Raw genomic sequence first — 24,892 nt, 5'->3', positions numbered from 1 at the left:
TTCGGGCCCGGGTCCCCTAATCCCCAAACCTGCAAAGGGACTAACAGACGCCCCCGAAATCGCAACAATTTTGGGCTTGCGATTCGTCGTGGAAGGCGGATGGGCGCGCACGCGGCGAAAACTCGCCGATCTCAGGTACTTCTTTAGGATAGGTTTTGCCCGGATTTGTGCCGATTTTTTGTGCACGGGATGACCTTGCGGCAAGAGGGCCACCGCAAGGCAGCCCCTCTGCGCGGGAGCGGGCGACCGCGCCCTTCAGAGCTCCTTGGCGGCGTCCAGGACCTCGTCGGCGTGACCAGGCACCTTCACCTTGCGCCATTCGCGCGCGATGCGGCCCTCGCCGTCGATCAGGAAGGTGCTGCGCTCGATCCCCATGAAGGTCTTGCCGTACATCTTCTTTTCCTTCCACACGCCGAAGGCGGCGCAGGTCTGCGCCGTCTCGTCGGACAGCAGCGGCACGGTCAGGGCCTTCTTGCGCATGAACTTCTCATGGCTTTCCAGCGAGTCTGCGGAGATACCGAAGACCTTCACGCCAAGCGCCTCGAAGTCGGGCAGCAGGCGGGTGAAGTCCTGGTTTTCGACGGTGCAGCCCGAGGTGTCGTCGCGCGGGTAGAAAAAGAGCACCACCTTCGCGGGGCGCAGCGCGGACAGGGTGATCTCTCCGCCGCCGCTCACGGGGAGGGTGAAATCAGGGGCCAAGTCGGTCATCGTGCATCTCCTTTGGGCGGTTCGCTTTGCCGGGTTCTTGGGCTAGAACCCGGAATAGGACAATAGCCAGATGAGAGCGCGCTGCCAGTGACAGACGGCCCCCACCGCAAGAAACCACGCTCGAGACGCCGCCGCGTCGTGCTCTGGGGGTGCGGCTGCGGACTGGGGGCGGCGGTTCTCGTGGTGCTGCTTCTGGGTGGCGGGCTTTGGTACGCGATGGGTCGCTCGGTCTCGGCGCCGGAGTGGCTGCGCGGGGCGATCGAGACGCGTCTGGCCGAGGCGCTGCCCGGCACCGAGGTGGATTTCGGTGACCTGCGCATGCGCCTGCAGCCCGACTGGCTGGCCCGCATCGCGCTCACCGATGTCGAGCTGCGGGGCACCGACGGCACGAGTCTGGCGACCTTCGGACTGATCGAGGCGGGGCTGGCGCCGACCAAGCTGCTGCGCGGCGAGTACGAGCTGCGGGTGGCGCGGGTGTCGGGTGTGCAGCTGACCGCGCGCCGCGACGCCGAGGGACGGCTGACCATGGGCTTCGACGAGCTGTTCGGCGCAGGGGCAGCCGCGCCGGACCTGCCGACGATCATGGCGCAGATCGACAGGCTGGCCGACGACCCTCGGCTCTCTGGCCTGCGGTCGGTCGAAGCGGATGCGATCACGCTGCGCTACGAAGATGCCCGCGCGGACCGCGCCTGGACCGCCGACGGCGGACGGATCGGGGTGCGCCGCGACGGCGCGGCGCTGGTGCTGTCGGGCGATGTGGCGCTGCTCGGGCGCGGGGACGTGCCGGCGACGCTGGCCTTCAACGCCGAAAGCCCCATCGGCAGCGGCAGCGCCAGCTTCGGCGTGACGCTGAACAGCCTCGATGCGCAGGACATCGCCGCCCAGGCACCGGCGCTCGCCTGGCTCAACGGGTTGCGCGCGCCGATCTCGGGTTCGCTGCGCGGCTCGCTGACCGAGGCGAGCGACCTTGGCGATATGTCCGCCACGCTGCAGATCGGCGCCGGCGTGCTGCAGCCGCGGGCGGACACGCAGCCGATCCCCTTCGAGGAGGCACGCACCTACTTCTCCTTCGACCCTGCGACGGCGACGCTGGCCTTTGACGAGATCTCGGTGAAGAGCGCGATCGGCACCATGGTCTCGGACGGGCGGGCGGTGCTCGAGGGGCTCTCGCAGGGGATGCCCGATGCGATGGTCGGGCAGTTCCGTTTCACCCGGCTCGAGGCCGATCCCGAGGGGTTCTTCGAGGATAAGCTGGAGCTCGCGGGGGCCGAGACCGACTGGCGGCTCAGCTTCAATCCCTTCCGTTTCGAGCTCGGTCGGCTGCGGGTCACCGACCCGGCGCTGCCGCTGCGGGCCAGCGGCACGCTGTCGGCGGAAGAGGGCGGCTGGCGCATGGCACTCGACGCGGAACTCGACAGCCTGACCCCCGAGACGCTGTTGGCCTACTGGCCACCTTCCGCCGGGGAAAAGGCGCGCGACTGGGTCGAAAAGAACATCTACGCGGGCAGCTTCCACGATGTGACCGCGGCGCTGCGTCTTGCGCCGGGCGGTCGGCTCGTTCCGTACCTGCAGAGCGATTTCACCGGCGTCGAGCTGACCTATTCGCGCACCCTGCCGCGGCTCTACGAGGGGGTGGGGCAGCTCACTTTCCTGCGAGACCGGCTGACGGTGGCCCTGGACAGCGGTGAGGTGCGTCCGCGACAGGGCGGGGTGCTGGAGGGCAGGGGATCGAGTTTCGTGATCCCCGACCTGACCGAACGGCCGATGATGGGCGAGGTTAACGTGCATGCCACCGGAGGCCTTGAGGCCGCGCTTTCCTATCTTGATGAGAAACCGCTCGAGGTGATGACCAAGGCCAAGAAACCCGTGGCGCTCGGCACCGGCGAAGTCGCGGCGAACGTGCGCATCGTCACCCCGCTCAAGCGCGGCGTGAAGCGCGAGGAGATGACGGTGATCGCCGACGGCACCGTCACCGGGGTGCAAAGCGCCGAGCTGGTGCCCGGCAAGGTGCTGAGCGCCGACGAGCTCTATGTTGCCGTGGATGACACCGGGGTGAGTGTCAGCGGCAAGGGGGATCTGTCCGGCGCGCCCTTCGACGGCAGCTGGACACAGTCCTTCACCCCGGGCACGCCGGGCAAGGTCGAAGGAGAGGTGGTGCTCTCCGAGGCGGTCTCGCAGGCGCTGGGGCTCGGCTTGCCCAAGGGCACCTTCTCGGGCCAGGGGCGCGGGAAGATCGACATCACCCTTGCGCATGGCCAGCCGCCGCGGCTGGTGCTGACCTCGGACATGGCGGGGCTTGGCGTGTCAGTGCCGCAACTTGGCTGGCGGCTGTCGCAGGCGGGCACGGGATCGCTCGAGCTCGAGGCGACGTTGGGCACGCCCGTCTCGGTCGACAAGCTGGCCCTCAAGGCCCCGGGTCTGACGGCGCAGGGGACAGTGGCAATCAACGCGGATGGCACGCTGCGGCGCCTGTCGTTGCCGGTGCTGCGCGCGGGCGGCTGGCTCGACGGGGCTGCGGTGCTCACCGGGCGCGGGCGCAACGCCGCTCCGGCGATGCGGATCACCGGCACTGCGCTCGACATGCGCGGCGCGCCGCTTGGCGGGGCCGGGGGCAGTGGCCGCGGCGGCGGCCCGGTCGAGGTCGCGGTGAACCGTCTCCAGGTCACCGACAAGATCGCCATCGACAATTTCCAGGGCAAGTTCAGCACGGCGCGCGGCATCAACGGCAGCTTCACCGGCGCGGTCGGCGGCCGCGCCCCGATCCAGGGCGACGTGGTGCCGCAGAACGGCGGCACGGCGATCCGCATCCGCGCGCGAGACGCCGGCGACGTGCTGAAGGGCGCGGGCGTCATGCAGAACATCGAGGACGGCACTTTCGATCTGACCCTCGTGCCGGTGCAGGGCCGCAGCGGCGAATACGATGGCGCGCTGAAGATCGAGGGCACCCGGATGCAGAAGAACCCCGCCGTGGTGCAGCTGCTCGACGGGATCAGCGTGGTCGGCATCATTGACCAGCTCAACGGGCCGGGCATCTTCTTTTCCGAGGTCGAGGCCCGGTTCCGCATGACGCCGCAGCAGATCACCCTGACCCGTTCCAGCGCCACGGGCCCCTCGATGGGCATCTCGATGGACGGATATGCGAACCTCGCCACCGGGATGATGGACATGCAGGGGGTGCTCTCGCCGATCTACGTGATCAACGGCATCGGTCAGCTCTTCTCGCGCAAGGGGGAGGGATTGATCGGGTTCAACTTCAACCTGCGCGGGCCGGTGGCCGATCCGGCGGTCAGCGTGAACCCGCTTTCGGTCTTCACTCCCGGCATGTTCCGTGACATTTTCCGGCGCCCGCCCCCGCAGGTGAGTCAATAGCGCCAGAGACCCCGAGACCCATGCAGCTTTCCGATTTCGACTTCCCTCTGCCCGAGGACCTCATCGCCACGCGCCCGGCGCATCCGCGCTCCTCGGCGCGGCTGCTGGTGGCCGAGGGCGAGAGCATCACCGACGCCATCGTGCGCGACCTCACCGACTGGTTGCGCCCTGGCGACCGGCTGGTTCTGAACGACACCAAGGTGATCCCGGCGCGGCTCTCGGGGCTGCGGCACCGCTCGGGCGCGCAGGGCGAGACCGAGGCCCGGATCGAGATCACCCTGCTCGAGCCGCGGGCGGACGGGCTCTGGGCGGCGCTGGTCAAGCCGCTGAAGAAGCTGCGCGAGGGCGAGACGGTGGTGCTGTCAGAGCGACTTTCGGCGACGCTCGAGGCGCGCGAGGAAGGGCAGGGGCTGTTCCGCTTCAACCTGAGCGGCGAGGATTTCGACGCCGCGCTCGCCGAGGCCGGGGCAATGCCGTTGCCGCCCTATATCGCCGCCAAGCGCGCCGCGGACGAGCAGGACAAGGAAGACTACCAGACCGTCTGGGCGCGCGCCTCGGGCGCGGTCGCCGCCCCGACGGCATCGCTGCACTTCGACGTGCCGCTGCTGGCGGCGCTGAAGGAGAGGGGTGTGGAGTTCACCCATGTGACGCTGCACGTGGGCGCGGGCACCTTCCTGCCGGTGAAGGTCGATGACGTGACCACCCACAAGATGCACGGCGAATGGGGCGAGGTTACCAACGTCGCCGCCGCCGAGATCGCCGCGACCAAGGCGGCGGGCGGGCGCGTCATTCCCGTCGGCACCACGGCGCTGCGGCTGATCGAGACCGCGGCGCGCGCCACGGGGGCGATCGCACCCTGGCGCGGCGTGACGGATATCTTCATCTACCCCGGCTTTGACTTCCACGTCGCCGACGCGCTGATGACCAACTTCCATCTGCCGAAGTCGACGCTGATGATGCTGGTCGCCGCCTTCATGGGCAAGGCGCGGATGGACCGGGTCTATGCCCACGCGCTGGCCGAGCGGTACCGGTTTTTCTCCTACGGCGACGCCTCGCTGCTGATCCCCTGAGGTCCGGCCTCAGCGCAGGGTGACCGTATCGCCGTTCAGCAGGGTCGTGGCGTTGAGGCAGATGGGCAGCAGCTGCAGATCCGTGGTGATTTCGGAAATGTCGCGCACCAGCGGGTTCACCACGCCGCCGAGGAAGCCGAGCGTGTCGCGCAGCACCCCGCCGGTCTCCTCCACCGTCTGGTCGAGATACTGGCCCAGCGGCGAGTCCGTCGAGACCAATGCGGGAATGCCCGCCACCGCATCGAGATCGGCAAAGAGCAGCACCTTCACCCCGTCGCCGGGTGCGCAGGCTGGCGAGCCGGTGAGGACCCTATCGGGCTGCAGCCGAAGTTCGTCGAGATCGCGCACCAGCGACAGCAGGTTCGTGACCACAAGGCTGGCGCGCAGCGAGACCTCGCCCTCGAAACGGATCGGGCATTCGGAGAAGATCGCCGCGTTCTCCACCACGAAGCCATCCCCCAGCCGCAGCACTTCGCCGGCCTCGCAGTCGATGTAGACGCTGCCGTCGCTGATCACCTCGACGTTATCGAGATCTCGGATGTTGATGTTCTGCGTCGCGGTGCGCGCAACCTCCTCGAGGTCGTGCCGGCTGAGCGTCTCGAGGCCGAAGAGATCGAGACCGAAGAGATCGAGACCGGGCAATTCGATCCCCCGGGAAATCAGCTTGCCGATCAGCCTGTCGGTTTCCTCGGTGCGCCAGAGCGGTGCTTCGCCGTAACCCACTCCCGCATTGGCCATGAGGCAGATGCCGATATAAACATCGAGTGCCGAGATATCGGCCCGCGCCTGCAGCGAGAGCAATGGGTCCGGGCAATCAAGCGCCCCCCGGGTGCGGAACTGCGCGACGGCCTGTCCCCGGATATTCCAGGGGTCATAGCCGAAAAGGCCGACGAAATGCAGGGGCTCGGGATTGCCGTGGACCCGATCGCGGTTGAGCGTGACGCGCACCGCGTCGGTCGGTGTCTGGTTGGCAATGAAAACGCCGCTCTCGGGATCGCGCCGGCCAATCTCGAAGCTGCCGTCATGCCAGGCGTCCCCGAGCTTGGCCGTGCGCAACCCGTCGTCGGCGATCCGTTCGGCAACCCCGCGCGGCGTTTCGAGCGCGATCGGCTCCGAGGCGCGGATGGCGGCGCTCAGCGCCGCGGCCTCCGCGGTCGACTGCAGGATCTCGCGCACCCGCCAGGCATTTGCGGAATCCACCGCCGCGCCGCCTGCGAGCACGCCGACAACCACCAGGAACAGCGCGTAGACGGTGCCCGCGCCATCCTCTTCTCTCCAGAGCCCGGCGGCGCGCGCCTTCGCGAGGCGGCCGGGCATCAGTTCGGCTCCCGCAGCATGGAAACCGAAGCGTTGAGGTCCCCGACGAGGTAGCGTCCCATGACAGGGGTCAGCGAGGCCTCGGGGCCGGCAAGGGCAACCCGCGCGTCGACCTCGTCGGGGCCGGTCTTGACCGAGATCCGATAGGGCGCATTGCGAAACAGCAGCCGGTCCCTGAGGTAATCGTCGGCGCGATCGGGCAGCACCCGGTGCAGGGATACGGCGCGTGCGGTTTCGCGTGCGGCGTTCCACATGCTCGCGTTCAGGACCATCATGAAGGCAAAGTCCAAAACAAGCGCGAGCATGAAAATCATCGCGGGCGCCCAGATTGCGACCTCGACCGTGAGCGACCCCTCGTCGTCGCGGACGAACTTCCTTGCGCCAATGTGTTTCCAGGGAAATCGAAAAATCATACCGGTTCTGGCAATACCCGTCGTGCGCGTCGTCATGGCGAGCGCCCCCTTTTACTGGTTCCTCCTCGGGCGGGGAAACTCGACCCGCCACACGTCTATTTTCGACGGAATCTTGCCGATATTGCGGCAACTCTTGCGGGCTGAGTCATCCAATGCGTATTTGAAGTGCGTTTTGGGAATGGCGTTGCGTTAAATTGTTGCAAAACAAATAGTTTATTTTCGCTCTGGGAATTGAAACAGTCCGTTTCCGTTCGCCTTTCAGGGCACGTTCCGCTCAGGTCGCCACCTCGCCACCGGATGCTACATGCCCAAAATACGGGCAATTCGCGAAGCCTCTTGCGCATGGGCCGCGTGACAGGCAGGGCAGGGAGAAAGGCAGAATCGGCGCCAGGGCGTGGCGCTAGATTGGGACAAAGGGTCTGACCGATGACTGAGGTTCTGAAACACTCCTGGGCGCTGCTGCTCGGGGTCATGCTGCTGATGGTGGGCAACGGCCTGCAGGGCTCGCTGCTTGGCGTGCGCGGCGGTGGCGCCGGCTTCTCGGCCTTTGCCATGTCCGTGGTCATGGCGGGGTACTTCGCCGGCTTCCTGCTGGCGTCGCGGGTCACCCCGGGGATGATCCGCCGGGTCGGCCACGTGCGGGTCTTCGCCGCGCTTGGCTCGTTCATCTCGGCGGTCCTGATCCTTTACCCGGCCTTCCCGCATCCCATCGTCTGGACCATCGAGCGCATGATCATCGGCTTTTGCTACTGCGGCGTCTACGTGACCGCCGAGAGCTGGCTCAACAACGCCTCGTCGAACGAGAACCGCGGCCAGGCGCTGTCGGCCTACATGATCGTGCAGATGGTCGGCATCATCGCCGCGCAGATGCTTCTGCTGGTGCCCGACCCCTCGGGCTTCCTGCTCTTCGTGATCCCTTCGGTGCTGGTCTCCATCGCCTTCGCCCCGATCCTGCTGTCGATCTCGCCGACTCCGGCCTTCGACACCACCCGCCCGATGAGCCTGCGCGAGCTCTACACCGTCTCGCCGCTCGGCATGGTCGGCATGTTCCTGCTTGGCGGGGTCTTCGCCTCGCAGTTCGGCATGGCGGCGGTCTACGGCTCCGAGGCGGGTCTGACGCTGGCGCAGATCTCGACCTTCGTCGCCGCCTTCTACGTGGGTGCGCTGGTCACCCAGTATCCGCTTGGCTGGCTGTCGGACCGGATGGACCGACGCGTCCTTGTGGTGATCGTGGCGCTGGTCGGGGGGCTCGCCGCGGCGGCGGCGGTTTCGCTGTCGGGTCACTTCACCGTGCTGCTCGGCGCGGCCTTCCTGATCGGCGGCGCGTCCAACCCACTTTATTCGATCCTCATCGCCCACACCAACGACTACCTCGGCACCGACCGCATGGCGGCGGGCTCGGCGGGGCTGCTGTTCATCAACGGACTCGGCGCCATCGCCGGCCCGCTGATCTCGGGCTACGCGATGGAGACCATGGGGCCGGGCGGCTTCTTCGTGCTGATCGCGGCGCTGATGCTGGGGCTCACCGCCTATGCCGGCTGGCGCATGACCCGGCGCCCGGCGCCGGAGTCGGATGACGCCGCAAGCGTTACAGCCGTGGGCCCGGTGTCCTCGCCCGTCGCGGTCGAACTGGCGCAGGAAGTGGCCATCGAGGCGCAGGAGGCAGCCGAGGCGGAAGCCGAGGAGGCCGCGCGTCTCGAGGCCAGCGGCGCGCCGACCTCCCGCTGAGTGCCCATTTTCTGAGCGTTGCATCAAGGAACCAGGGAATGTCGCAATTGACAGAATTTGTGACTTCGCCTTGCGGCAAGGGCGCGTGTAACCTTTTAGTGACAGCGGAGCGGCACGTAAGGATGGAACCATGAAAGCCCCCGAAGACATTCTGGCATTCTGGCTCGACGAAACAGAGCCAGAGCAATGGTACAAGGCGGACGAGGCGCTGGACGCCGAGATCCGCTCCCGGTTCGAGGAGACCTGGAACGGCGCGATGGAGGGACGGTTCGGCCTCTGGCTCACCTATCCCGGCGGCGCGCTGGCCTATATCCTCCTGCTGGACCAGTTCTCCCGCAACATGTTCCGCGGCAGCGCCAAGGCCTTTTCCGCGGATGCAATCGCACTGGCGGCGGCGAAGCAGGCAATCTGGCGCGGCTGGGACATGAAGATTGACGAGCCCGCCCGGCAGTTCTTCTACCTGCCGCTGATGCACTCCGAGAATCTTTGCGATCAGGAGCGCTGCATTCGCTTGATGAAGGAGCGCCTGCCCGAAACCGGCGCCTCCAACTTGCTGCACGCCCGTGCCCACCGCGAGGTGATCCGCGAGTACGGGCGCTTCCCGACCCGCAACGAGGCGCTCTCGCGCGCCACGACCACGCCGGAAAGCGGCTACCTGCAGGGTGGCGGCTACGGCGAGGTGCTGCGCAAGCTGCAGACGGTCGAGGCTGCCTGAGCGCCCCGCAACGAGAATCGGCAGGGCCCGCGCGATCTGATCGCGCGGGCCCTTCGCATGCCTGCTGGCGGGGTGTCGACGGCGGGTTGCGCTTTTGCTTCCGGCTCGCCACCTTGCTCTCGACCCGGCCGAGCCCTAGCTGACCGGGCGGAAGGCGTTCTCTTGCGGGGTGGCGTTGAAGCTCCGCGGGGGATGGTTTAATATCAAACTAATTTGACTCGGCGGGAGAGAGCCATGGCTTCGCAAAGCTTCGACATGATCGTCATCGGTGCCGGACCCGGGGGCTACGTCGCCGCCATCCGCGGCGCGCAGCTCGGCCTGAAGGTGGCCGTGGTGGAGCGCGAGCACATGGGCGGCATCTGCCTCAACTGGGGCTGCATTCCGACCAAGGCGCTGCTGCGCAGCTCGGAGATCTACCATTTCATGCAGCGCGCCAAGGAGTACGGCCTGACCGCCGAAAAGATCGGTTACGATCTCGACGCGGTGGTCAAGCGCTCGCGCGGCGTGGCGAAGCAACTCAACTCGGGCGTCACCCACCTGCTGAAGAAGAACAAGGTCACTGCCTTCATGGGCGAGGCGACCATCCCCGCAAAGGGCAAGGTCACCGTCAAGACCGACAAGGGCACCGAGGAGCTGACGGCGAAGAACATCGTGATTGCCACGGGCGCCCGTGCCCGCGAGCTGCCCGGCCTCGAGGCCGACGGCGAGAGCGTCTGGACCTACAAGCACGCGCTGGTGCCGAGCCGCATGCCCAAGAAGCTGCTGGTCATCGGCTCGGGTGCCATCGGCATCGAGTTCGCCAGCTTCTACAACACGCTCGGCGCCGACACGACAGTGGTCGAGGTGATGGACCGTATCCTGCCGGTGGAGGACGAGGAGATCTCGAAATTCGCCAAGAAGCAGTTCGAGAAGCAGGGCATGACCATCCGCGAGAAGACCATGGTCAAGCAGCTCGACCGCGCCAAGGGCAAGGTCACCGCGCATATCGAGCAGAACGGCAAGGTGACCAAGGAAGAATTCGACACGGTGATCTCGGCGGTCGGCATCGTCGGCAACACCGAGGGGCTGGGTCTCGAGGCGCTTGGCGTGAAGGTCGAGCGCACCCATGTGGTGGTCGACAAGCATTGCCGCACCGGCATCGAGGGCGTCTACGCCATCGGCGACATCGCCGGCGCGCCTTGGCTGGCGCATAAGGCCAGCCACGAGGGCGTGATGGTGGCCGAGCTCATCGCCGGTGGCCATCCGCACGCGGTCGAGCCCTCGTCCATCGCCGGTTGCACCTACTGCCACCCGCAGGTCGCCTCGGTGGGCCTGACGGAAGCCAAGGCCAAGGAAGCCGGCTACAAGATCAAGGTCGGTCGCTTCCCCTTCATCGGCAATGGCAAGGCGATCGCGCTCGGCGAGCCCGAGGGCCTGGTCAAGACGATCTTCGACAAAAAGACCGGCGAGCTTCTGGGCGCGCATATGGTCGGCGCGGAAGTGACCGAGCTGATCCAGGGCTACGTCGTGGGCCGCCAGCTCGAGACCACCGAAGAGGATCTGATGAACACGGTCTTCCCGCACCCGACGCTGTCGGAAATGATGCACGAGAGCGTGCTCGACGCCTACGGCCGCGTGATCCATTACTGAGGGCGTGGCTGGGTCAAAAACACAAAAGGGCGCCCTTGCGGCGCCCTTTTTCATGGCGAGTCGACACTTGTGGCCGGTGAGGGGGCTCAGCCCCCGGCCGCACAGGGTGTCAGTGCGAGAGCCGCGCGAGGAAAGCCTCGACCTTCGGCGCCAGCCAGGCCCAGAGCTTCGGGGCGCCGCTTTGGATCTTCGGCGCCATCTTCTTCTCGAAGACCGGCCAGGTGACCTTGTAATCCACCCAGGAACCGCCCTCCGTGACGAGGTTCATGTTGGGCGGCTGGAAGCGGTCCACCGACTTGGCGAAGCGCGCGTCGGGCGTCTCGTTGGCCTCGAATTCGTCCCAGAGCGCGCGCAGCGCGGCGCCCTGGTCGGCGGGCAGCAGGCCGAAGAGCCGGTCGGCGGCGGCGGCTTCCTCGGCCTCCTTGGCGGCCTCGTCGACCTCGCCGAAGAACGGGTTGTCTCCGGCGTCGATCTCCACCAGATCATGCAGCAGCAGCATCTTGATGACGCGCTCGATGGTGACGCCCTCGGGAGCATGCTCTCCCAGCACCAGCGCGAAGAGCGCCAGGTGCCAGCTGTGCTCGGCAGAGTTCTCGAAGCGGGCGCCGTCCGATGTCTTGGTGGCGCGGGTGACCGCCGAAAGCCGGCCCGCCTCGATGAGGAAGGCCATCTGCGCATCGAGGCGGTTGGTCTGGCCGTCGGGGGTCATTCCTGCGGCTCCTCGGGAATGTTGGTGCCGCCGGCCTTGGCGGCATTCAGCCGCTCGACGAGGAAGGCGCGCGCCCGGCGCTCGGCGAGGCGGACGCGGATCGAGGTGAGATAGGCTTCCTCGAGCGTGGTGGAGGAAGCACCGATGACTTTGGCCACCTCCATGAAGAAGCGTTCGTCGCCGGTGAGCTTCATCACCTTGAACGTGTCCTCGGCCAGCTTGTCGGCCAGCTCCTGGGTGAGGTTCATGGGCACTCCTCCCGGTCGTGCGGTCTAGGGTTTTCGGAGGTCAGCCAGGGCGGGCGACGGACATGCAAAGGCCGGCGCGGGGCCGGCCTTTGGGCTGTTTCAGCGGCTGGTCTCGGTCAGTCGGCGCTTCACGTAACCGGTGACGCTGTCGATCATCGTCTCCATGTGCGGCTCTTCGAAGAAGTGCCCGGCGCCCTCGACCTGATCGTGGGTGATCGTGATGCCCTTCTGCTCCTTGAGCTTGTTCACCAGCGTCGTCGTGTCCGCGGGCGGGGCCACGCGGTCATTGGTGCCATTGATGATCAGCCCAGAGGAGGGGCAGGGCGCGAGGAACGAGAAGTCGTACATGTTGGCCGGCGGCGAGACCGACACGAAGCCGGTGATCTCGGGGCGGCGCATCAGCAGCTGCATGCCGATCCAGGCGCCAAAGGAGAACCCGGCGACCCAGCAGTGCTTGGAGTTGTTGTTCATCGACTGCAGGTAGTCGAGCGCCGAGGCTGCATCCGAAAGCTCGCCGATGCCCTGGTCGTATTCGCCCTGGCTGCGCCCCACGCCACGGAAGTTGAACCGCAGCACGGTGAATCCCATGTTGTAGAACGCGTAGTGAAGGTTATAGACGACCTTGTTGTTCATCGTCCCGCCGAACTGCGGATGCGGGTGCAGGACGATGGCAATGGGGGCGTCGTTGTCTTTCTGCGGATGATAGCGGCCTTCGAGGCGGCCTTCGGGTCCGGGAAATATGACCTCGGGCATCGGGCGGAAGTGCTCCTGATCGGTGTGCGCGAAATTGTTGACGAAATTTCTGCGGCACTTTAGAACGTTTCTAAATCCCGTGCTGGCACGGGAGAGGGCTTGATTGCAGATATGCAATTGCCCGGTCAAGGTCAATCGGTTGGGCGCGAAGGTGCCCGGGAGGCAAGCGTGAAGCTGAGCACCAAGGGGCGTTACGCGATGGTCGCGCTGGTCGACATCGCCCTCCAGCCGGAGGGAGAGCTGGTGACGCTGGGAGACATCTCGCGGCGCCAGGACATTTCCCTTCCCTACCTAGAGCAACTCTTCGTCAAGCTGCGACGCGCGGGGCTGGTGGCCTCGGTGCGCGGACCCGGCGGCGGCTATCGCTTGGCGCGCACGACCGACGAGATCCGCGTGGTCGACGTGCTGGCGGCGGTCGACGAGACCGTTGACGCGATGCACAAGGGTGCGGGCGCGTCGGGTGGGGCCTCGGGCAGCCGGGCGCAGTCTCTGTCGAACCGGCTCTGGCAGTCGCTTTCGGCGCATGTCTATGTGTACCTGCATCAGGCGCGGCTCTCGGATGTGGTCGGCAATGCGCTGGCACCCTGTCCGGCGGTGCCGTCGCTCTTTGCCATCGTCGACGAGCCGGTCTCTGACGAGGAGCGGGAAGAGGTCGAGGACATTCTCTCGGACGAGATATGATCCCGAGGCGGCGTGAAATCTGGACAAGATGAAAGAGGGGGCGGCGTGACGCGGGCCTATCTCGACTGGAATGCCACGGCGCCGCTGCGCTCCGAGGCGAAAGACGCGATGATCGCGGCGATGGATCTCGTGGGGAACCCCTCGTCGGTCCACGCCGAGGGGCGCGGGGCCAAGGGGCTGATGGAAAAGGCGCGGGCGCAGGTCGCCTCGGCGCTTGGCGCCGACGGCGCCGACGTGATCTTCGTCTCGGGCGCCACCGAGGCCGCGGCCCTGGCCTGCGCCGGGCGCGGGCTGCAGGGCGCAGACATAGAGCATGATGCGATGGCCGCCTGGCTGACCTGCGATCTGCCGGTGGACGGGCAGGGGCGGGTGACCGTGCGCGACCCCGCGAGCACCGCGCTGCAGGCGGCGAACTCCGAAACCGGTGTGGTACAGGATCTGCCGCAGGGGCTCGCGGTGATTGATGCGACGCAGGTCTTCGGCAAGTTGCCCTTCGCCTTTAACTGGACCGGCGCGCAGATGGTCATCGTTTCGGCGCACAAGCTCGGCGGGCCCAAGGGAATCGGCGCGCTGGTGATGAAGCGTGGCACAGAGCTGCCTCCGCAGATGAAGGGCGGCGGGCAGGAGATGGGTCGCCGCGCCGGGACCGAGAACCTGATCGGCATAGCGGGATTTGGCGCAGCCGCAGAGGCAGCCACGCGCGATCTGGCCGATGACGTATGGACAGGAATCGAAAAACTTAGAACTATTCTAGAGAACGCTATTGCGGCTGCCGCGCCAGAGACTATTTTTGTCGGGAATGGTGCGCCGCGCCTGCCGAACACCTCCTGCTTCGCCCTGCCGGGCTGGAAGGGTGAGACGCAGGTGATGCAGATGGACCTTGCCGGTTTCGCGATTTCGGCGGGGTCGGCCTGTTCCAGCGGCAAGGTCCGCGCCTCCCGCGTGCTGCGGGCAATGGGTTTTAACGACGACGTGGCCGGCTGCGCGATCCGCGTGAGCCTGGGCCCGACGACACGGGAAGAAGACGTGCTGCGCTTCGCTGAAGCCTGGGCACGTCAGTATCGGAAGAAATACGCGCCCGTGCTCTGAGCCGCGCGCGTCACCGGAAACGCAGGGCGGCGCGCGGCGCTTGCCCCGGGACGACAGGAGATAAAGGCTGATGGCAGCTTTTGACAATATCACCGTGAAGGAAGGTGTCGAGCAGGAGACCGTGGACGCGGTCGAGGCTGTCTCGACCTACAAGTACGGCTGGGACACCGACATCGAGATGGAATACGCGCCGATGGGCCTCAACGAGGACATCGTGCGTCTGATCTCGGAAAAGAACGAAGAGCCCGAGTGGATGACCGAGTGGCGCCTCGAGGCCTACCGCCGGTGGCTGAGCAAGGAAGAGCCCACCTGGGCGATGGTCGACTACCCCAAGATCGACTTCCAGAAGCAGTACTACTATGCCCGCCCCAAGAGCTTTGAGACCAAGCCGCAGTCTCTGGACGAGGTCGATCCCAAGCTGCTGGCGACCTACGAGAAGCTCGGCATCCCGCTCAAGGAGCAGATGATCCTCGCCGGTGTCGAGGGCGCCGAGGACGCGCTCGCCGAGGGCCGCAAGGTCGCCGTGGACGCGGTCTTTGACTCGGTTTCCGTGGGCACCACCTTCCAGAAGGAACTCGAGAAGGCAGGCGTGATCTTCTGCTCCATCTCCGAGGCCATCAAGAAGCACCCGGAACTGGTCAAGAAGTACCTCGGCTCGGTCGTGCCGGTGTCGGACAACTTCTACGCCACGCTGAACTCGGCGGTCTTCTCGGATGGCTCCTTCGTCTACGTGCCGCCGGGCGTGCGCTGCCCGATGGAGCTGTCGACCTACTTCCGCATCAACGCCGAGAACACCGGCCAGTTCGAGCGGACGCTTATCATCGCCGACAAGGGCTCTTACGTGTCCTACCTCGAGGGCTGCACCGCGCCGAAGCGCGATACCGCGCAGCTGCACGCGGCCGTGGTCGAGATCATCGTCGAAGAGGACGCCGAGGTGAAATACTCGACCGTCCAGAACTGGTTCCCCGGCGATGAGAACGGCAAGGGCGGCATCTACAACTTCGTCACCAAGCGGGCCGACTGCCGTGGCGATCGGGCCAAGGTGATGTGGACGCAGGTCGAGACCGGCTCGGCCGTGACCTGGAAGTACCCGTCCTGCATCCTGCGCGGCAACGAGAGCCAGGGCGAGTTCTACTCGATCGCCATCGCCAACAACCACCAGCAGGCCGACACCGGCACCAAGATGATCCACCTTGGCAAGAACACCAAGAGCCGGATCGTTTCGAAGGGCATCTCGGCGGGCGTGGCGCAGAACACCTATCGCGGTCTGGTGTCGATGCACCCGAAGGCGAAGAACTCGCGCAACTACACCCAATGCGACAGTCTGCTGATCGGCGACAAGTGCGGGGCCCACACGGTTCCCTACATCGAGGTGAAGAACAACTCCTCGCGCGTCGAGCACGAGGCGACCACCTCGAAGGTGGACGACGACCAGCTCTTCTACTGCCGCCAGCGCGGCATGGACGAGGAAGAGGCGGTGGCCCTGGTGGTCAACGGCTTCTGCAAGGAAGTGCTGCAGGCGCTGCCCATGGAGTTCGCCATGGAAGCCCAGCAGCTCGTCGCCATCTCGCTCGAAGGCTCGGTGGGCTAAGGCCCGCCGCAGGGGAGACGCCGGATGCTGCAACAGCTGGTACTCGACTCCGCCGGGGCGGCGATCGGCGTCTTTGTGGGCGTGCTGATCGGCCTTGGCGTGCGCAAGCGGAAGGGCAATACCGAGGGGCTTCTTGGCGGCTCGGTGCTGCTCACCGCGAGCGCGGCCGCCGGGGTCGCACTGCTCGTGATGATGGCCTACCGCTATTTCCTGGGTTGAGGACCGCGCGATGATCGTCACCACAACAAACACCATCGAGGGCCACCGCATCACCGCCTACAAGGGCATCGTGGTGGGCGAGGCCATCATGGGCGCCAATGTGATGCGCGATCTCTTCGCGCGGGTGACCGATATCATCGGCGGGCGCTCGGGCGCCTATGAGGCCAAGCTGCAGGATGCCCGCGACGTGGCCATGCGCGAGCTCGAAGCGCGTGCAAAGGTGCTGGGGGCGAATGCCGTGGTCGGCGTCGATCTCGACTACGAGGTGGTGGGCGACTCGATGCTCATGGTCTCGGTGTCGGGCACGGCGGTGGTGATCACGCCATGACCGAAGCGCTGGTTCGGCCCGAGCTGACCCTGCCCGAGGCGGAGGCAGCACTGCTGCGCGACGAGTACGCACGGGCAGAGGTGATCCTCGAATACGGCTCGGGCGGCTCGACCGTGCTGGCCGCAGAGATGCCCGGCAAGACCGTCTTCACGGTGGAGTCGGACAAGGATTGGGCGCAGGGGATGCGCCGCTGGTTCGCCGAGACCCCGCCCGCCGCGGGGACCGAGGTGGATGTGATCTGGTCCGACATCGGGCCGACCAAGGAATGGGGCCACCCGGTCGACGAGATCGAGTGGCGCAGCTTCCCAGAGTACCCGCTGAAGGTCTGGGGGCTGCCCGAGTTCCGCCAGCCGGACGTGGTGCTGGTGGATGGCCGCTTTCGCGAGGGCTGCGCGCTTGCCGCCGCTTTCCTGACCGAGAAACCGCTGGTGCTGCTCTTCGACGACTACGCACCGCGGGCGCACTATCACAAGGTCGAGCACTGGCTCGGCCGACCGCAAATGACCGGCCGCATGGCCCGGTTCGAGATCGTCCCTCAGGCCTTCCCGGTGAAGGATCTGCTGCGGATCATGAAACTGACCGTGCGGCCCTGACCGCACCCCCAAGGAGGGAAACCTATGCTGGAAATCAAGAACCTTCAGGTGAAGCTGGAAGAAGAGGACAAGCAGATCCTCAAGGGTGTGGACCTGACCGTCGAAGCGGGCAAGGTGCATGCGATCATGGGCCCGAACGGCTCGGGCAAGTCGACCCTGTCCTACGTCTTGTCGGGCAAGGACGGCTACGAGGTCACCGGCGGCGAGGCGCTGCTGGAAGGCGAGGACATCCTTGAGATGGAGCCCGAAGAGCGCGCCGCGGCGGGCCTCTTCCTGGCGTTCCAGTACCCGGTGGAAATCCCCGGCGTCGGCAACATGACCTTCCTGCGCACCGCGGTGAATTCGCAGCGCAAGGCCCGCGGCGAGGAAGAGATGTCCTCGACCGAGTTCCTCAAGGTCATCCGCGAGAAGGCCAAGTCGCTGAAGATCGATGCCGAGATGCTCAAGCGCCCGGTCAACGTCGGCTTCTCGGGCGGTGAGAAGAAGCGCAACGAGATCCTGCAGATGGCGATGCTCGAGCCGAAGATGTGCATCCTCGACGAGACCGACTCCGGCCTCGACGTCGACGCCATGAAGCTGGTCGCCGATGGCGTCAACGCGCTGCGCGACGAAGGCCGCGCCTTCCTCGTGATCACCCACTACCAGCGCCTGCTCGACCACATCAAACCGGATGTCGTGCACATCATGTCGAACGGCCGCATCATCAAGACCGGCGGCCCCGAGCTGGCGCTCGAGGTCGAGCAGAACGGCTATGCGGACATCATCGAGGAGGAGGCGTAATGGCACTTCCCCAAGTCAAGCAGACCGCGACCGACGCGCGTCTGGCCGCGCTCAGCCTGCCCGAAGGCGGCTGGTCGCGTCCGGCCCGCGAGGCGGCGCTGGCCCGCGTGCAGGCCATGGGCCTGCCCGGCGGCCGTGACGAGTACTGGAAATTCACCCGCCCCGACACGCTGACCGCAGTCGAGGCGCCCGCCGCCGCCGTGATGGCCGCGGACGACGAGGCGCCGGTCTTCAGCGAACGCGACCGGCTCAAGGTGGTCTTCGTCGACGGCGTGTTCAGCGCCGAGGACTCCGATGATCTGGCGCTCGAAGGGCTGAGCATCGAGCGTCTCGCCGAGGCTTCGGATATCCACTGGGCCAAGGATCTCTATGGCACGCTGGAACTGAGCGGCCAGACCCCCGTCGAGCGCCCGCTTGCCGCGCTCAACACCGCGTTTGCCACCGATGGCCTGCTGATCCGCGTGACCGGCAAGGTCGCAAAGCCCGTGCACCTGCTTTATCGCCACGAGAGCGACAGCTCCGATGCGATCCTGCATCACGTGGTGAAGGTCGAAGAGGGCGGCGACGTGACGGTGCTGGAATCCGGCCCCGCCGCCGCGCGCTTCAACGCGGTGATGGAAGTTGACGTCGCCGATGGCGCTGGCTTCCACCACATCCGGGTCCAAGGCCGCGACCACGAGCGCCGCGCCGCGACGCATATCTTCGGCCGGCTCGGCACCGAGAGCACCTTCAAGACCTTCACCCTCACGGTGAACGGCGTGCTGACCCGCAACGAGGCGGTGATCGAGTTGACCGGTGACGACGCGGCGGTGCATGTCGCGGGCGCCTGCATGGGGGATGGCGATTTCCACCATGACGACACCGTGTTCATCACCCACGACGCGGTGAACTGCGAAAGCCGCCAGATCTTCAAGAAGGTGCTGCGCAACGGCGCGACCGGCGTCTTCCAGGGCAAGATCCTGGTCAAGCCCGGCGCACAGAAGACCGACGGCTATCAGATCAGCCAGTCGCTGCTTCTGGACGAGGACAGCCAGTTCCTCGCCAAGCCGGAGCTCGAGATCTACGCCGACGACGTGGCCTGTTCGCACGGCTCGACCTCGGGCGCAATCGACGAGGACGGTCTGTTCTACCTGCGCGCCCGTGGCGTGCCGCGCGGCATCGCCGAGGACCTGCTGACCATCGCCTTCATCGCCGAAGCGGTGCAGGAGGTCGAGGACGAGGACATCCAGACCGAGATCAATGAGTTGGTCGCGGCCTGGCTGGGCCGTCGCCGCGACTGATGTCGCTCTCGCGCGAGATCGTCGCCACCTATCGGGGGCCGGGCGCGGTGATGCGCCGCCTGCTGTCGCAGGGCCCCCGAGAGGACCGGGCGCTGATGCTCGTCATGGCCGCCTGCGCGATGTTCTTCGTCGCCCGGATGCCCGCGCTCGCGCGGCAGGCGCATCTTGAAAGTACCGAGCTCAACCCGCTCATGGGGGCGTCGCTGCTGGCCTGCATGGTGATCCTGCCGCTTGCGCTCTATGTGCTGGCGGCGCTGAGCCATCTTGTTGCCAAGCTCTTCCGCGGCCGGGGAACCGGCTACGGTGCGCGGCTGGCACTGTTCTGGGCGCTGCTGGCGGCGAGCCCGCTGGCGCTGCTCAACGGGCTGGTGGCGGGGTTCGTCGGCGAGGGTCTGCAGCTCTCGCTGGTGGGGCTGCTGTGGTGCGCGGTCTTCCTCTGGTTCTGGATCGGCGGCCTCAGGGCCGCGGTATGGCCCGGGGACCGGATGGCCGAACGGCCCGCCGCATGACCGTGGCGGGTCTTCTTTCGCTGGCCTGGCAGACCGTCACCGCCCCGCGCGAGGTGGCGCGGATGCTGCTGGGCCTGCATCTGTCGCGCGAGGCGCTGCTGACCGGCTTCGGCCTGGTGGTGGCGCTGAATGCGCTGCTGGTCGGGCTGATGCAGCTCGGCGGCGAGCTGGGCCCGGTGGGCGGGCTGATGCCGGTGCCGATGGGGCTCTTGCTGGCCGTGATGCTGGCGGGCTCGATCGTCACGCTGACATGGGCCGGGCGCAGCTTCGGCGGCACTGCGCGGCTCGAGGACGTGGCCGTGCTGCTGATCTGGCTGCAGGGGCTGCGGGCGCTGGCGCAGCTCGGGGTGGCGCTGATCGGCGCGGTCTCGGGCGGGCTGGCGGTGCTGCTGGTGCTTGTGGCGCTCTGTGTGGGGCTCTGGATCCTGGTCGCCTTCCTCGACGAGGCGCATGGTTTCGGCAGCCCTTTAAAGGCGCTGCTGGTGCTGATACTCGCGACCTTGGCGCTGCTCGCGGCGCTGATGATGATCGCCTCCCTGATGGGGGGAATGCCGAACGGGATGGCAAGCTATGTATGACGTGCAACAAATCCGCGAGGATTTTCCGATCCTCTCCCGCGATGTGAACGGCAAGCCGCTGGTCTATCTCGACAATGGTGCCTCGGCGCAGAAGCCGCAGGTGGTGATCGACGCGGTGACCCGTGGCTATGCCGAGGAATATTCCAACGTCCACCGCGGGCTTCACTACCTGTCGAACCTCGCCACCGAGAAATACGAGGGCGTGCGCGGCACCATCGCGCGCTTCCTCGGCGCGCGGGACGAGGAAGAGGTGGTCTTCACCAACGGCTCGACCATGGGCATCAACCTCGTCGCCTACGGCTGGGCCATGCCCCGCATGGAGGCCGGGGACGAGATCATCCTGTCGGTCATGGAGCATCACGCCAATATCGTGCCCTGGCACTTCCTGCGCGAGCGGCAGGGCGTGGTGATCAAATGGGTCGACGTCGACGCCACCGGCGCGCTCGATCCGCAGGCGGTGCTGGACGCGATCACGCCGAAGACCAAGCTGATCGCGGTGACGCAGGTGTCGAACGTGCTGGGCACGGTGGTCGATATCAAGGCGATCTCGGCAGGTGCGCGCGAGAAGGGTGTGCCGGTGCTGGTCGACGGCTCGCAGGGGGCGGTGCACATGCCCGTCAACGTCGAGGAGCTCGGCTGCGATTTCTACGCCATCACCGGCCACAAGCTCTATGGCCCCTCGGGCTCCGGCGCGATCTGGATCCGCCGCGAGCGCCAGGCCGAGATGCGCCCCTTCATGGGCGGCGGCGACATGATCCGCGAGGTCCACAAGGACAGCATCACCTATGCCGAGCCGCCGATGAAGTTCGAGGCGGGCACGCCCGGCATCGTGCCGCAGATCGGCCTTGGCGCGGCGCTCGAGTACATGATGGGCCTCGGCATGGGAAACATCGCCGCCCACGAGGCGAAGCTCGCCAATTACGCCGCATCGAAGCTGCAGGGGCTGAACTGGCTCAACCTGCAGGGCACCACGCCCGGCAAGGCGGCGATCTTCTCCTTTACGCTCGATGGCGCGGCGCATGCGCATGACATCTCGACGATCCTCGACAAGAAGGGCGTCGCGGTGCGCGCCGGGCACCATTGCGCCGGCCCGCTGATGGATCACCTCGGCGTCACCGCGACCTGCCGCGCCTCCTTCGGCCTCTACAACACCGAGGCAGAGGTCGACACGCTGGTCGAGGCCTTGGAACTGGCCCACGAGCTCTTCGCCTGAGCCGCACCCGGCTCCGCCGCCGGATTTGCGAATTCGAAAAGAGAGAAAGCCCCGGACGTCGCGCAGACGTCCGGGGCTTTCTTTTTGGTCTGAATGTCCCGTGGCGATCCGCGCAGCGGGCGGGGCGGGTTATTCCACCGTCACGGATTTCGCGAGGTTGCGCGGCTGGTCCACATCGGTGCCCTTGGCAATGGCGGCGTGGTAGGCCAGCAGCTGCGCGGGCAGGGCATAGAGGAGCGGCGCGAGGCGCTCGTCCACCTCGGGCAGGGTGATGCTCTGCCAGATGCCGTCCCCGGCCTCCTCGATGCCGCGCGCGTCCGAGATCAGGCAGACCTTGCCGCCGCGGGCCATGACCTCCTGCATGTTCGAGACGGTTTTGTCGAAGAGCCCGTCGCGCGGCGCCATGACGATCACTGGCACCGACTTGTCGATCAGCGCGATCGGCCCGTGCTTCAGCTCTCCGCTCGCATAGGCCTCGGCGTGGATATAGCTGATTTCCTTCAGCTTCAGCGCGCCTTCGAGCGCCAGCGGATACATCATGCCGCGGCCGAGGAAGAGCACGTCGCGGGCCTCGGAGATCTTCCGCGCGGCGTCCGCGATGGCGCCGTCGCGGTCGAGCGCCGCGTTGAAGAGGCCCGGCAGCGCGCGGAGCTGCGCCAGCAGCTCGGACTTCTCGGCAGCTTCCATGTGCCCGCGCGCCTCGGCCGCCTTGATGGCGAGCAGCAGGAGCACGTTGAGCTGGCAGGTGAAGGCCTTGGTCGAGGCGACACCGACCTCGACCCCGGCGTGGATCGGCAGCGCCAGATCGCTTTCACGGGCGATGGTCGAGGTCTCGACGTTGACCACCGAGACGATCCGGTCTGCCCGTCCGGCGCAGTAGCGCAGCGCGGCCAGCGTGTCGGCGGTCTCGCCCGACTGGCTGGCGAAGAGCGCGACGGTGCCCTTGGTGACGGGGGGCTCGCGGTAGCGGAACTCCGAGGCGATATCGACCTCCACCGGAATGCGGGCGAGCTTCTCGAACCAGTATTTGGCAGTGAGGCAAGCGTAATAGGCCGTGCCGCAGGCGACCAGGACGAGCCGGTCGACCTCGGCGAAATCGAGGCCCGGGGAGGGCAGGACGATCTCGTCGCCGTTCAGGTAGGCCCCCAGCGCCTCGGCCAGCACGGTCGGCTGCTGGGCGATCTCCTTGGCCATGAAGTGCTTGTAGCCGGCCTTGTCGACCTGCGTCTGGTCGAGCCGTACGCGTTTTTCCTCGCGCTGCACCGGCGCGCCGGACTCGTCGAAGATCTTCGCCCCGGCGCGGGTGACCACGGCCCAGTCACCCTCTTCGAGGTAGGTGATGCGATCGGTCATCGGGGCGAGCGCGATGGCGTCGCTGCCCACGAACATCTCGCCGTCACCGTGGCCGATGGCCAGCGGCGAGCCCTTGCGGGCGGCGACGATGAGGTCTTCCTCGCCGTCGAAGAGGAAGGCCAGGGCAAAGGCCCCCTCCAGCCGTCCGAGCGCCTTGGACGCCGCCTCGACCGGGCCGAGGCCGCTGGCGAGGTAGTGCGAGACCAGCATGGCGACGGTCTCGGTGTCGGTCTCGGTCTCGGGGGCGAGGCCCTGATCGGCCAACTCGGCGCGCAGTTCGCGGAAGTTCTCGATGATGCCGTTGTGCACGACCGAGACCTTGCCCGCGCGGTGCGGGTGCGCGTTGCGCTCGGTCGGGGCGCCATGGGTGGCCCACCGGGTGTGGCCGATGCCCGCCTTGCCCGCGAGCGGGTCGTGCACCAGCAGGTCCTGCAGGTTCACCAGCTTGCCGACGGCGCGGCGGCGGTCGAGCAGGCCGCCGTTCACCGTGGCGATACCCGCGCTGTCATAACCGCGGTACTCGAGGCGTTTCAGCGCCTCGACCAGCATGGGGGCAACCTCGTGCTTGCCCAGGACGCCGACGATTCCGCACATGGTCTTAGTCTCCTTTGGCGGTCTGTTGCGCCGCCTTCTTGGCCTTCAGCATGTCGCGCAGCCTGGTGGCAAACCCCGGCTTGGTCACCTGTTTCGTCCGACCGAGCGCAAGTGCGCCGGCGGGGACGTCCTCGGTCACCACCGACCCCGAGCCGGTCATCGCGCCGTCGCCGACGGTCACCGGCGCGACCAGCATGGTGTCCGAGCCGATGAAGGCATTCTTGCCAATGGTGGTGCGGTGCTTGAAGAAACCGTCGTAGTTGCAGGTGATCGTGCCCGCACCGATGTTGGTGCGCTCGCCGATGTCGGCGTCGCCGATATAGGTGAGGTGGTTGGCCTTCACGCCTTCCGCCAGATAGGCGTTCTTCACCTCGACGAAGTTGCCCACGTGCACCTCTTCGGCCAGCTCGGCGCCGGGGCGCAGGCGGGCATAGGGGCCGACGATGGCGCCGCGGCTGACGTGGCACCCCTCGAGATGGCTGAAGGCACGAATACGCGCGCCGGTCTCGACCGTCACGCTGGGGCCGAAGACCACGTTGGGCTCGATCTCTGCGTCGCGGCCGACGTAGGTGTCCCAGGCAAAGAACACCGTCTCGGGAGCGCTCATCAGCACGCCCTCGTCCAGCAGCTCTGCGCGCTTGCGGGCCTGGAAGGCGGCCTCGGCGGCGCGCAGCTCGGCGCGGGAATTGATGCCCAGAGTCTCGGCTTCGTCGCAGCGCACGACCCCAGCCGAAAGGCCGCGCGACCGCGCGATCTCGACGATGTCGGTGAGGTAATATTCCCCCGACGCATTGTCGTTGCCCACGGCGTCGATCAGGTCGAAGAGGGTCTTGCTGTCCGCGCAGACCACGCCCGAGTTGCACAGGGTGATGGCGCGCTCGGTTTCGGAGGCGTCCTTGAACTCGACGATGCGCTGCAGCGCGTCGCCCTCGGTCACCAGCCGCCCGTAGCGGCCCGGATCCGCGGCCTCGAAGCCCAACACCACGACGTCATGCTTGGCGCGGGCCTCGCGCATCGCCTCCAGCGTCGCCTCGGTGATAAAGGGCGTATCGCCGTAGAGCACCAGCGCGTCGCCCTCGAACCCCTCGAGCGCGGGGCGGGCCTGGGCCACGGCATGGGCGGTGCCGAGCTGCTCTTGCTGGATCACCACCTGCGCCTCGGGGGCGAAATCGGCGGTCGAGGCCTCGACCGCCTCGGCGCCGTGCCCGGCCACCACCACCGACCGCGCGGGCTCGAGCGCCTGACCGGCGCGCAGCGCGTGCCACAGCAGCGGGGCCTGGGCGAGGCGGTGGAGGACCTTGGGGAGATCGGACTCCATGCGGGTGCCCTTGCCTGCGGCAAGGAGGATCAGGGCGAGGCTCATGCGGTTTCCTGTTTGTCTTCTGCCTGCGCCCGTTTTATCCGCTTGGGGCAGGGGGGCAAGGT

24 protein-coding genes are annotated in these 24,892 nt (G+C 66.9%); 16 read left to right on the top strand and 8 right to left on the bottom strand.

What is annotated here, in order from left to right; translation table 11 throughout:
* Nucleotides 1–255: 255 nt before the first annotated feature.
* Nucleotides 256–708 (bottom strand): peroxiredoxin, encoded by a 453-nt coding sequence (locus G0D83_RS15420; protein WP_108966219.1) that lies wholly within the window; start codon nucleotides 706–708, stop codon nucleotides 256–258.
* Between the two features lie 87 nt (nucleotides 709–795).
* Between G0D83_RS15420 and G0D83_RS15415 the strand changes: the two genes are divergently transcribed.
* A complete protein-coding gene (locus G0D83_RS15415) occupies nucleotides 796–4,077 on the top strand; it encodes a DUF3971 domain-containing protein (protein WP_370457249.1) in 3,282 nt (1,093 codons plus the stop codon).
* A 20-nt stretch (nucleotides 4,078–4,097) separates the two neighbouring features.
* Nucleotides 4,098–5,147, top strand: coding sequence for a tRNA preQ1(34) S-adenosylmethionine ribosyltransferase-isomerase QueA (queA, locus tag G0D83_RS15410; RefSeq protein ID WP_164195536.1), 1,050 nt, complete (start codon nucleotides 4,098–4,100; stop codon nucleotides 5,145–5,147).
* Between the two features lie 9 nt (nucleotides 5,148–5,156).
* Here the strand turns inward: queA and G0D83_RS15405 are convergent, their stop codons facing one another.
* The gene (locus G0D83_RS15405; RefSeq protein WP_164195534.1) at nucleotides 5,157–6,464 is read right to left on the bottom strand and encodes a pilus assembly protein TadG-related protein; all 1,308 of its coding nucleotides are present in this window, start codon (nucleotides 6,462–6,464) and stop codon (nucleotides 5,157–5,159) included.
* On the bottom strand, nucleotides 6,464–6,913 hold the full coding sequence (locus G0D83_RS15400; RefSeq protein WP_164195532.1) for a TadE/TadG family type IV pilus assembly protein: 450 nt from the start codon (nucleotides 6,911–6,913) through the stop codon (nucleotides 6,464–6,466). Before G0D83_RS15400 ends, G0D83_RS15405 begins: the two co-directional genes overlap by 1 nt.
* 390 nt (nucleotides 6,914–7,303) lie before the next feature.
* Here G0D83_RS15400 and G0D83_RS15395 point away from each other — a divergent pair, with 390 nt between their 5' ends.
* The 3 genes from G0D83_RS15395 (at nucleotide 7,304) to lpdA (ending at nucleotide 10,949) form a co-directional block, all read left to right on the top strand.
* Entirely contained in the window at nucleotides 7,304–8,605 is a 1,302-nt protein-coding gene (locus G0D83_RS15395) for an MFS transporter (RefSeq protein WP_108966210.1), read from the top strand.
* A gap of 130 nt (nucleotides 8,606–8,735) precedes the next feature.
* The gene (locus G0D83_RS15390) at nucleotides 8,736–9,320 is read left to right on the top strand and encodes a DUF924 family protein (protein ID WP_164195529.1); all 585 of its coding nucleotides are present in this window, start codon (nucleotides 8,736–8,738) and stop codon (nucleotides 9,318–9,320) included.
* A gap of 234 nt (nucleotides 9,321–9,554) precedes the next feature.
* The gene (lpdA, locus tag G0D83_RS15385) at nucleotides 9,555–10,949 is read left to right on the top strand and encodes a dihydrolipoyl dehydrogenase (protein WP_164195527.1); all 1,395 of its coding nucleotides are present in this window, start codon (nucleotides 9,555–9,557) and stop codon (nucleotides 10,947–10,949) included.
* Between the two features lie 109 nt (nucleotides 10,950–11,058).
* Here the strand turns inward: lpdA and G0D83_RS15380 are convergent, their stop codons facing one another.
* The 3 genes from G0D83_RS15380 to G0D83_RS15370 all read right to left on the bottom strand — a co-directional run bounded on the left by G0D83_RS15380 (nucleotide 11,059) and on the right by G0D83_RS15370 (nucleotide 12,659).
* Nucleotides 11,059–11,658 (bottom strand): HD family hydrolase, encoded by a 600-nt coding sequence (locus G0D83_RS15380; RefSeq protein WP_164195525.1) that lies wholly within the window; start codon nucleotides 11,656–11,658, stop codon nucleotides 11,059–11,061.
* Entirely contained in the window at nucleotides 11,655–11,906 is a 252-nt protein-coding gene (locus G0D83_RS15375) for a hypothetical protein (RefSeq protein WP_108966202.1), read from the bottom strand. The genes G0D83_RS15380 and G0D83_RS15375 overlap by 4 nt, the downstream gene beginning before the upstream one ends.
* A 99-nt stretch (nucleotides 11,907–12,005) precedes the next feature.
* Nucleotides 12,006–12,659: an alpha/beta hydrolase gene (locus tag G0D83_RS15370; RefSeq protein WP_108966200.1), complete on the bottom strand. Its 654-nt coding sequence runs from the start codon at nucleotides 12,657–12,659 to the stop codon at nucleotides 12,006–12,008.
* 168 nt (nucleotides 12,660–12,827) lie between these two features.
* On the opposite strand from G0D83_RS15370, the gene G0D83_RS15365 reads away from it, so the two are divergent.
* From G0D83_RS15365 to G0D83_RS15315, 11 genes are all read left to right on the top strand, one after another.
* Nucleotides 12,828–13,340 (top strand): Rrf2 family transcriptional regulator, encoded by a 513-nt coding sequence (locus tag G0D83_RS15365; protein WP_164195522.1) that lies wholly within the window; start codon nucleotides 12,828–12,830, stop codon nucleotides 13,338–13,340.
* A 45-nt stretch (nucleotides 13,341–13,385) separates the two neighbouring features.
* Nucleotides 13,386–14,429 carry a cysteine desulfurase family protein gene (locus G0D83_RS15360; RefSeq protein WP_164195520.1) on the top strand — a complete coding sequence of 348 codons (1,044 nt, stop codon included), beginning with the start codon at nucleotides 13,386–13,388 and terminating at the stop codon, nucleotides 14,427–14,429.
* A gap of 70 nt (nucleotides 14,430–14,499) precedes the next feature.
* Nucleotides 14,500–16,020 (top strand): Fe-S cluster assembly protein SufB, encoded by a 1,521-nt coding sequence (gene sufB, locus G0D83_RS15355; RefSeq protein WP_164195518.1) that lies wholly within the window; start codon nucleotides 14,500–14,502, stop codon nucleotides 16,018–16,020.
* Between the two features lie 24 nt (nucleotides 16,021–16,044).
* The gene (locus G0D83_RS15350; RefSeq protein ID WP_164195516.1) at nucleotides 16,045–16,239 is read left to right on the top strand and encodes a hypothetical protein; all 195 of its coding nucleotides are present in this window, start codon (nucleotides 16,045–16,047) and stop codon (nucleotides 16,237–16,239) included.
* A gap of 10 nt (nucleotides 16,240–16,249) precedes the next feature.
* The gene (locus tag G0D83_RS15345) at nucleotides 16,250–16,567 is read left to right on the top strand and encodes a heavy metal-binding domain-containing protein (RefSeq protein ID WP_108966190.1); all 318 of its coding nucleotides are present in this window, start codon (nucleotides 16,250–16,252) and stop codon (nucleotides 16,565–16,567) included.
* Nucleotides 16,564–17,160: a hypothetical protein gene (locus G0D83_RS15340; protein ID WP_164195514.1), complete on the top strand. Its 597-nt coding sequence runs from the start codon at nucleotides 16,564–16,566 to the stop codon at nucleotides 17,158–17,160. The genes G0D83_RS15345 and G0D83_RS15340 overlap by 4 nt, the downstream gene beginning before the upstream one ends.
* Before the next feature lie 24 nt (nucleotides 17,161–17,184).
* Nucleotides 17,185–17,940, top strand: a complete 756-nt coding sequence (gene sufC, locus G0D83_RS15335; protein ID WP_108966186.1) for a Fe-S cluster assembly ATPase SufC — start codon at nucleotides 17,185–17,187, stop codon at nucleotides 17,938–17,940.
* Nucleotides 17,940–19,220, top strand: coding sequence for a SufD family Fe-S cluster assembly protein (locus G0D83_RS15330; RefSeq protein ID WP_164195512.1), 1,281 nt, complete (start codon nucleotides 17,940–17,942; stop codon nucleotides 19,218–19,220). Before sufC ends, G0D83_RS15330 begins: the two co-directional genes overlap by 1 nt.
* A complete protein-coding gene (locus G0D83_RS15325; RefSeq protein ID WP_164195510.1) occupies nucleotides 19,220–19,729 on the top strand; it encodes a YIP1 family protein in 510 nt (169 codons plus the stop codon). The genes G0D83_RS15330 and G0D83_RS15325 overlap by 1 nt, the downstream gene beginning before the upstream one ends.
* On the top strand, nucleotides 19,690–20,307 hold the full coding sequence (locus tag G0D83_RS15320) for a YIP1 family protein (protein ID WP_235940210.1): 618 nt from the start codon (nucleotides 19,690–19,692) through the stop codon (nucleotides 20,305–20,307). Before G0D83_RS15325 ends, G0D83_RS15320 begins: the two co-directional genes overlap by 40 nt.
* Nucleotides 20,300–21,520: a cysteine desulfurase gene (locus G0D83_RS15315; protein ID WP_164195507.1), complete on the top strand. Its 1,221-nt coding sequence runs from the start codon at nucleotides 20,300–20,302 to the stop codon at nucleotides 21,518–21,520. The genes G0D83_RS15320 and G0D83_RS15315 overlap by 8 nt, the downstream gene beginning before the upstream one ends.
* Nucleotides 21,521–21,649: 129 nt before the next feature.
* Here the strand turns inward: G0D83_RS15315 and glmS are convergent, their stop codons facing one another.
* Both glmS and glmU read right to left on the bottom strand, forming a co-directional pair.
* Nucleotides 21,650–23,467: a glutamine--fructose-6-phosphate transaminase (isomerizing) gene (gene glmS / locus G0D83_RS15310; protein WP_164195505.1), complete on the bottom strand. Its 1,818-nt coding sequence runs from the start codon at nucleotides 23,465–23,467 to the stop codon at nucleotides 21,650–21,652.
* 4 nt (nucleotides 23,468–23,471) lie between these two features.
* Nucleotides 23,472–24,830 (bottom strand): bifunctional UDP-N-acetylglucosamine diphosphorylase/glucosamine-1-phosphate N-acetyltransferase GlmU, encoded by a 1,359-nt coding sequence (gene glmU, locus G0D83_RS15305; RefSeq protein WP_164195503.1) that lies wholly within the window; start codon nucleotides 24,828–24,830, stop codon nucleotides 23,472–23,474.
* Nucleotides 24,831–24,892: the final 62 nt, after the last annotated feature.

It is taken from the genome of Salipiger sp. PrR003 (assembly GCF_010500785.1).
Lineage (GTDB): Bacteria > Pseudomonadota > Alphaproteobacteria > Rhodobacterales > Rhodobacteraceae > Salipiger > Salipiger pacificus_A.
This window is presented reverse-complemented; position numbering and strand designations above follow the sequence as displayed.

What these genes read in the sequence shown, in the direction of transcription:
- G0D83_RS15370 (WP_108966200.1), bottom strand. Translation starts at nt 12,659, where the DNA reads ATGCCCGAGGTCATATTTCCCGGACCCGAAGGCCGCCTCGAAGGCCGC.
- glmU (WP_164195503.1), bottom strand. Translation starts at nt 24,830, where the DNA reads ATGAGCCTCGCCCTGATCCTCCTTGCCGCAGGCAAGGGCACCCGCATG.
- G0D83_RS15325 (WP_164195510.1), top strand. Translation starts at nt 19,220, where the DNA reads ATGTCGCTCTCGCGCGAGATCGTCGCCACCTATCGGGGGCCGGGCGCG.
- sufC (WP_108966186.1), top strand. Translation starts at nt 17,185, where the DNA reads ATGCTGGAAATCAAGAACCTTCAGGTGAAGCTGGAAGAAGAGGACAAG.
- G0D83_RS15420 (WP_108966219.1), bottom strand. Translation starts at nt 708, where the DNA reads ATGACCGACTTGGCCCCTGATTTCACCCTCCCCGTGAGCGGCGGCGGA.
- G0D83_RS15345 (WP_108966190.1), top strand. Translation starts at nt 16,250, where the DNA reads ATGATCGTCACCACAACAAACACCATCGAGGGCCACCGCATCACCGCC.
- G0D83_RS15400 (WP_164195532.1), bottom strand. Translation starts at nt 6,913, where the DNA reads ATGACGACGCGCACGACGGGTATTGCCAGAACCGGTATGATTTTTCGA.
- G0D83_RS15375 (WP_108966202.1), bottom strand. Translation starts at nt 11,906, where the DNA reads ATGAACCTCACCCAGGAGCTGGCCGACAAGCTGGCCGAGGACACGTTC.
- G0D83_RS15340 (WP_164195514.1), top strand. Translation starts at nt 16,564, where the DNA reads ATGACCGAAGCGCTGGTTCGGCCCGAGCTGACCCTGCCCGAGGCGGAG.
- G0D83_RS15390 (WP_164195529.1), top strand. Translation starts at nt 8,736, where the DNA reads ATGAAAGCCCCCGAAGACATTCTGGCATTCTGGCTCGACGAAACAGAG.
- queA (WP_164195536.1), top strand. Translation starts at nt 4,098, where the DNA reads ATGCAGCTTTCCGATTTCGACTTCCCTCTGCCCGAGGACCTCATCGCC.
- G0D83_RS15330 (WP_164195512.1), top strand. Translation starts at nt 17,940, where the DNA reads ATGGCACTTCCCCAAGTCAAGCAGACCGCGACCGACGCGCGTCTGGCC.
- sufB (WP_164195518.1), top strand. Translation starts at nt 14,500, where the DNA reads ATGGCAGCTTTTGACAATATCACCGTGAAGGAAGGTGTCGAGCAGGAG.
- G0D83_RS15395 (WP_108966210.1), top strand. Translation starts at nt 7,304, where the DNA reads ATGACTGAGGTTCTGAAACACTCCTGGGCGCTGCTGCTCGGGGTCATG.
- G0D83_RS15315 (WP_164195507.1), top strand. Translation starts at nt 20,300, where the DNA reads ATGTATGACGTGCAACAAATCCGCGAGGATTTTCCGATCCTCTCCCGC.
- G0D83_RS15350 (WP_164195516.1), top strand. Translation starts at nt 16,045, where the DNA reads ATGCTGCAACAGCTGGTACTCGACTCCGCCGGGGCGGCGATCGGCGTC.
- lpdA (WP_164195527.1), top strand. Translation starts at nt 9,555, where the DNA reads ATGGCTTCGCAAAGCTTCGACATGATCGTCATCGGTGCCGGACCCGGG.
- G0D83_RS15405 (WP_164195534.1), bottom strand. Translation starts at nt 6,464, where the DNA reads ATGCCCGGCCGCCTCGCGAAGGCGCGCGCCGCCGGGCTCTGGAGAGAA.
- G0D83_RS15320 (WP_235940210.1), top strand. Translation starts at nt 19,690, where the DNA reads ATGGCCCGGGGACCGGATGGCCGAACGGCCCGCCGCATGACCGTGGCG.
- glmS (WP_164195505.1), bottom strand. Translation starts at nt 23,467, where the DNA reads ATGTGCGGAATCGTCGGCGTCCTGGGCAAGCACGAGGTTGCCCCCATG.
- G0D83_RS15380 (WP_164195525.1), bottom strand. Translation starts at nt 11,658, where the DNA reads ATGACCCCCGACGGCCAGACCAACCGCCTCGATGCGCAGATGGCCTTC.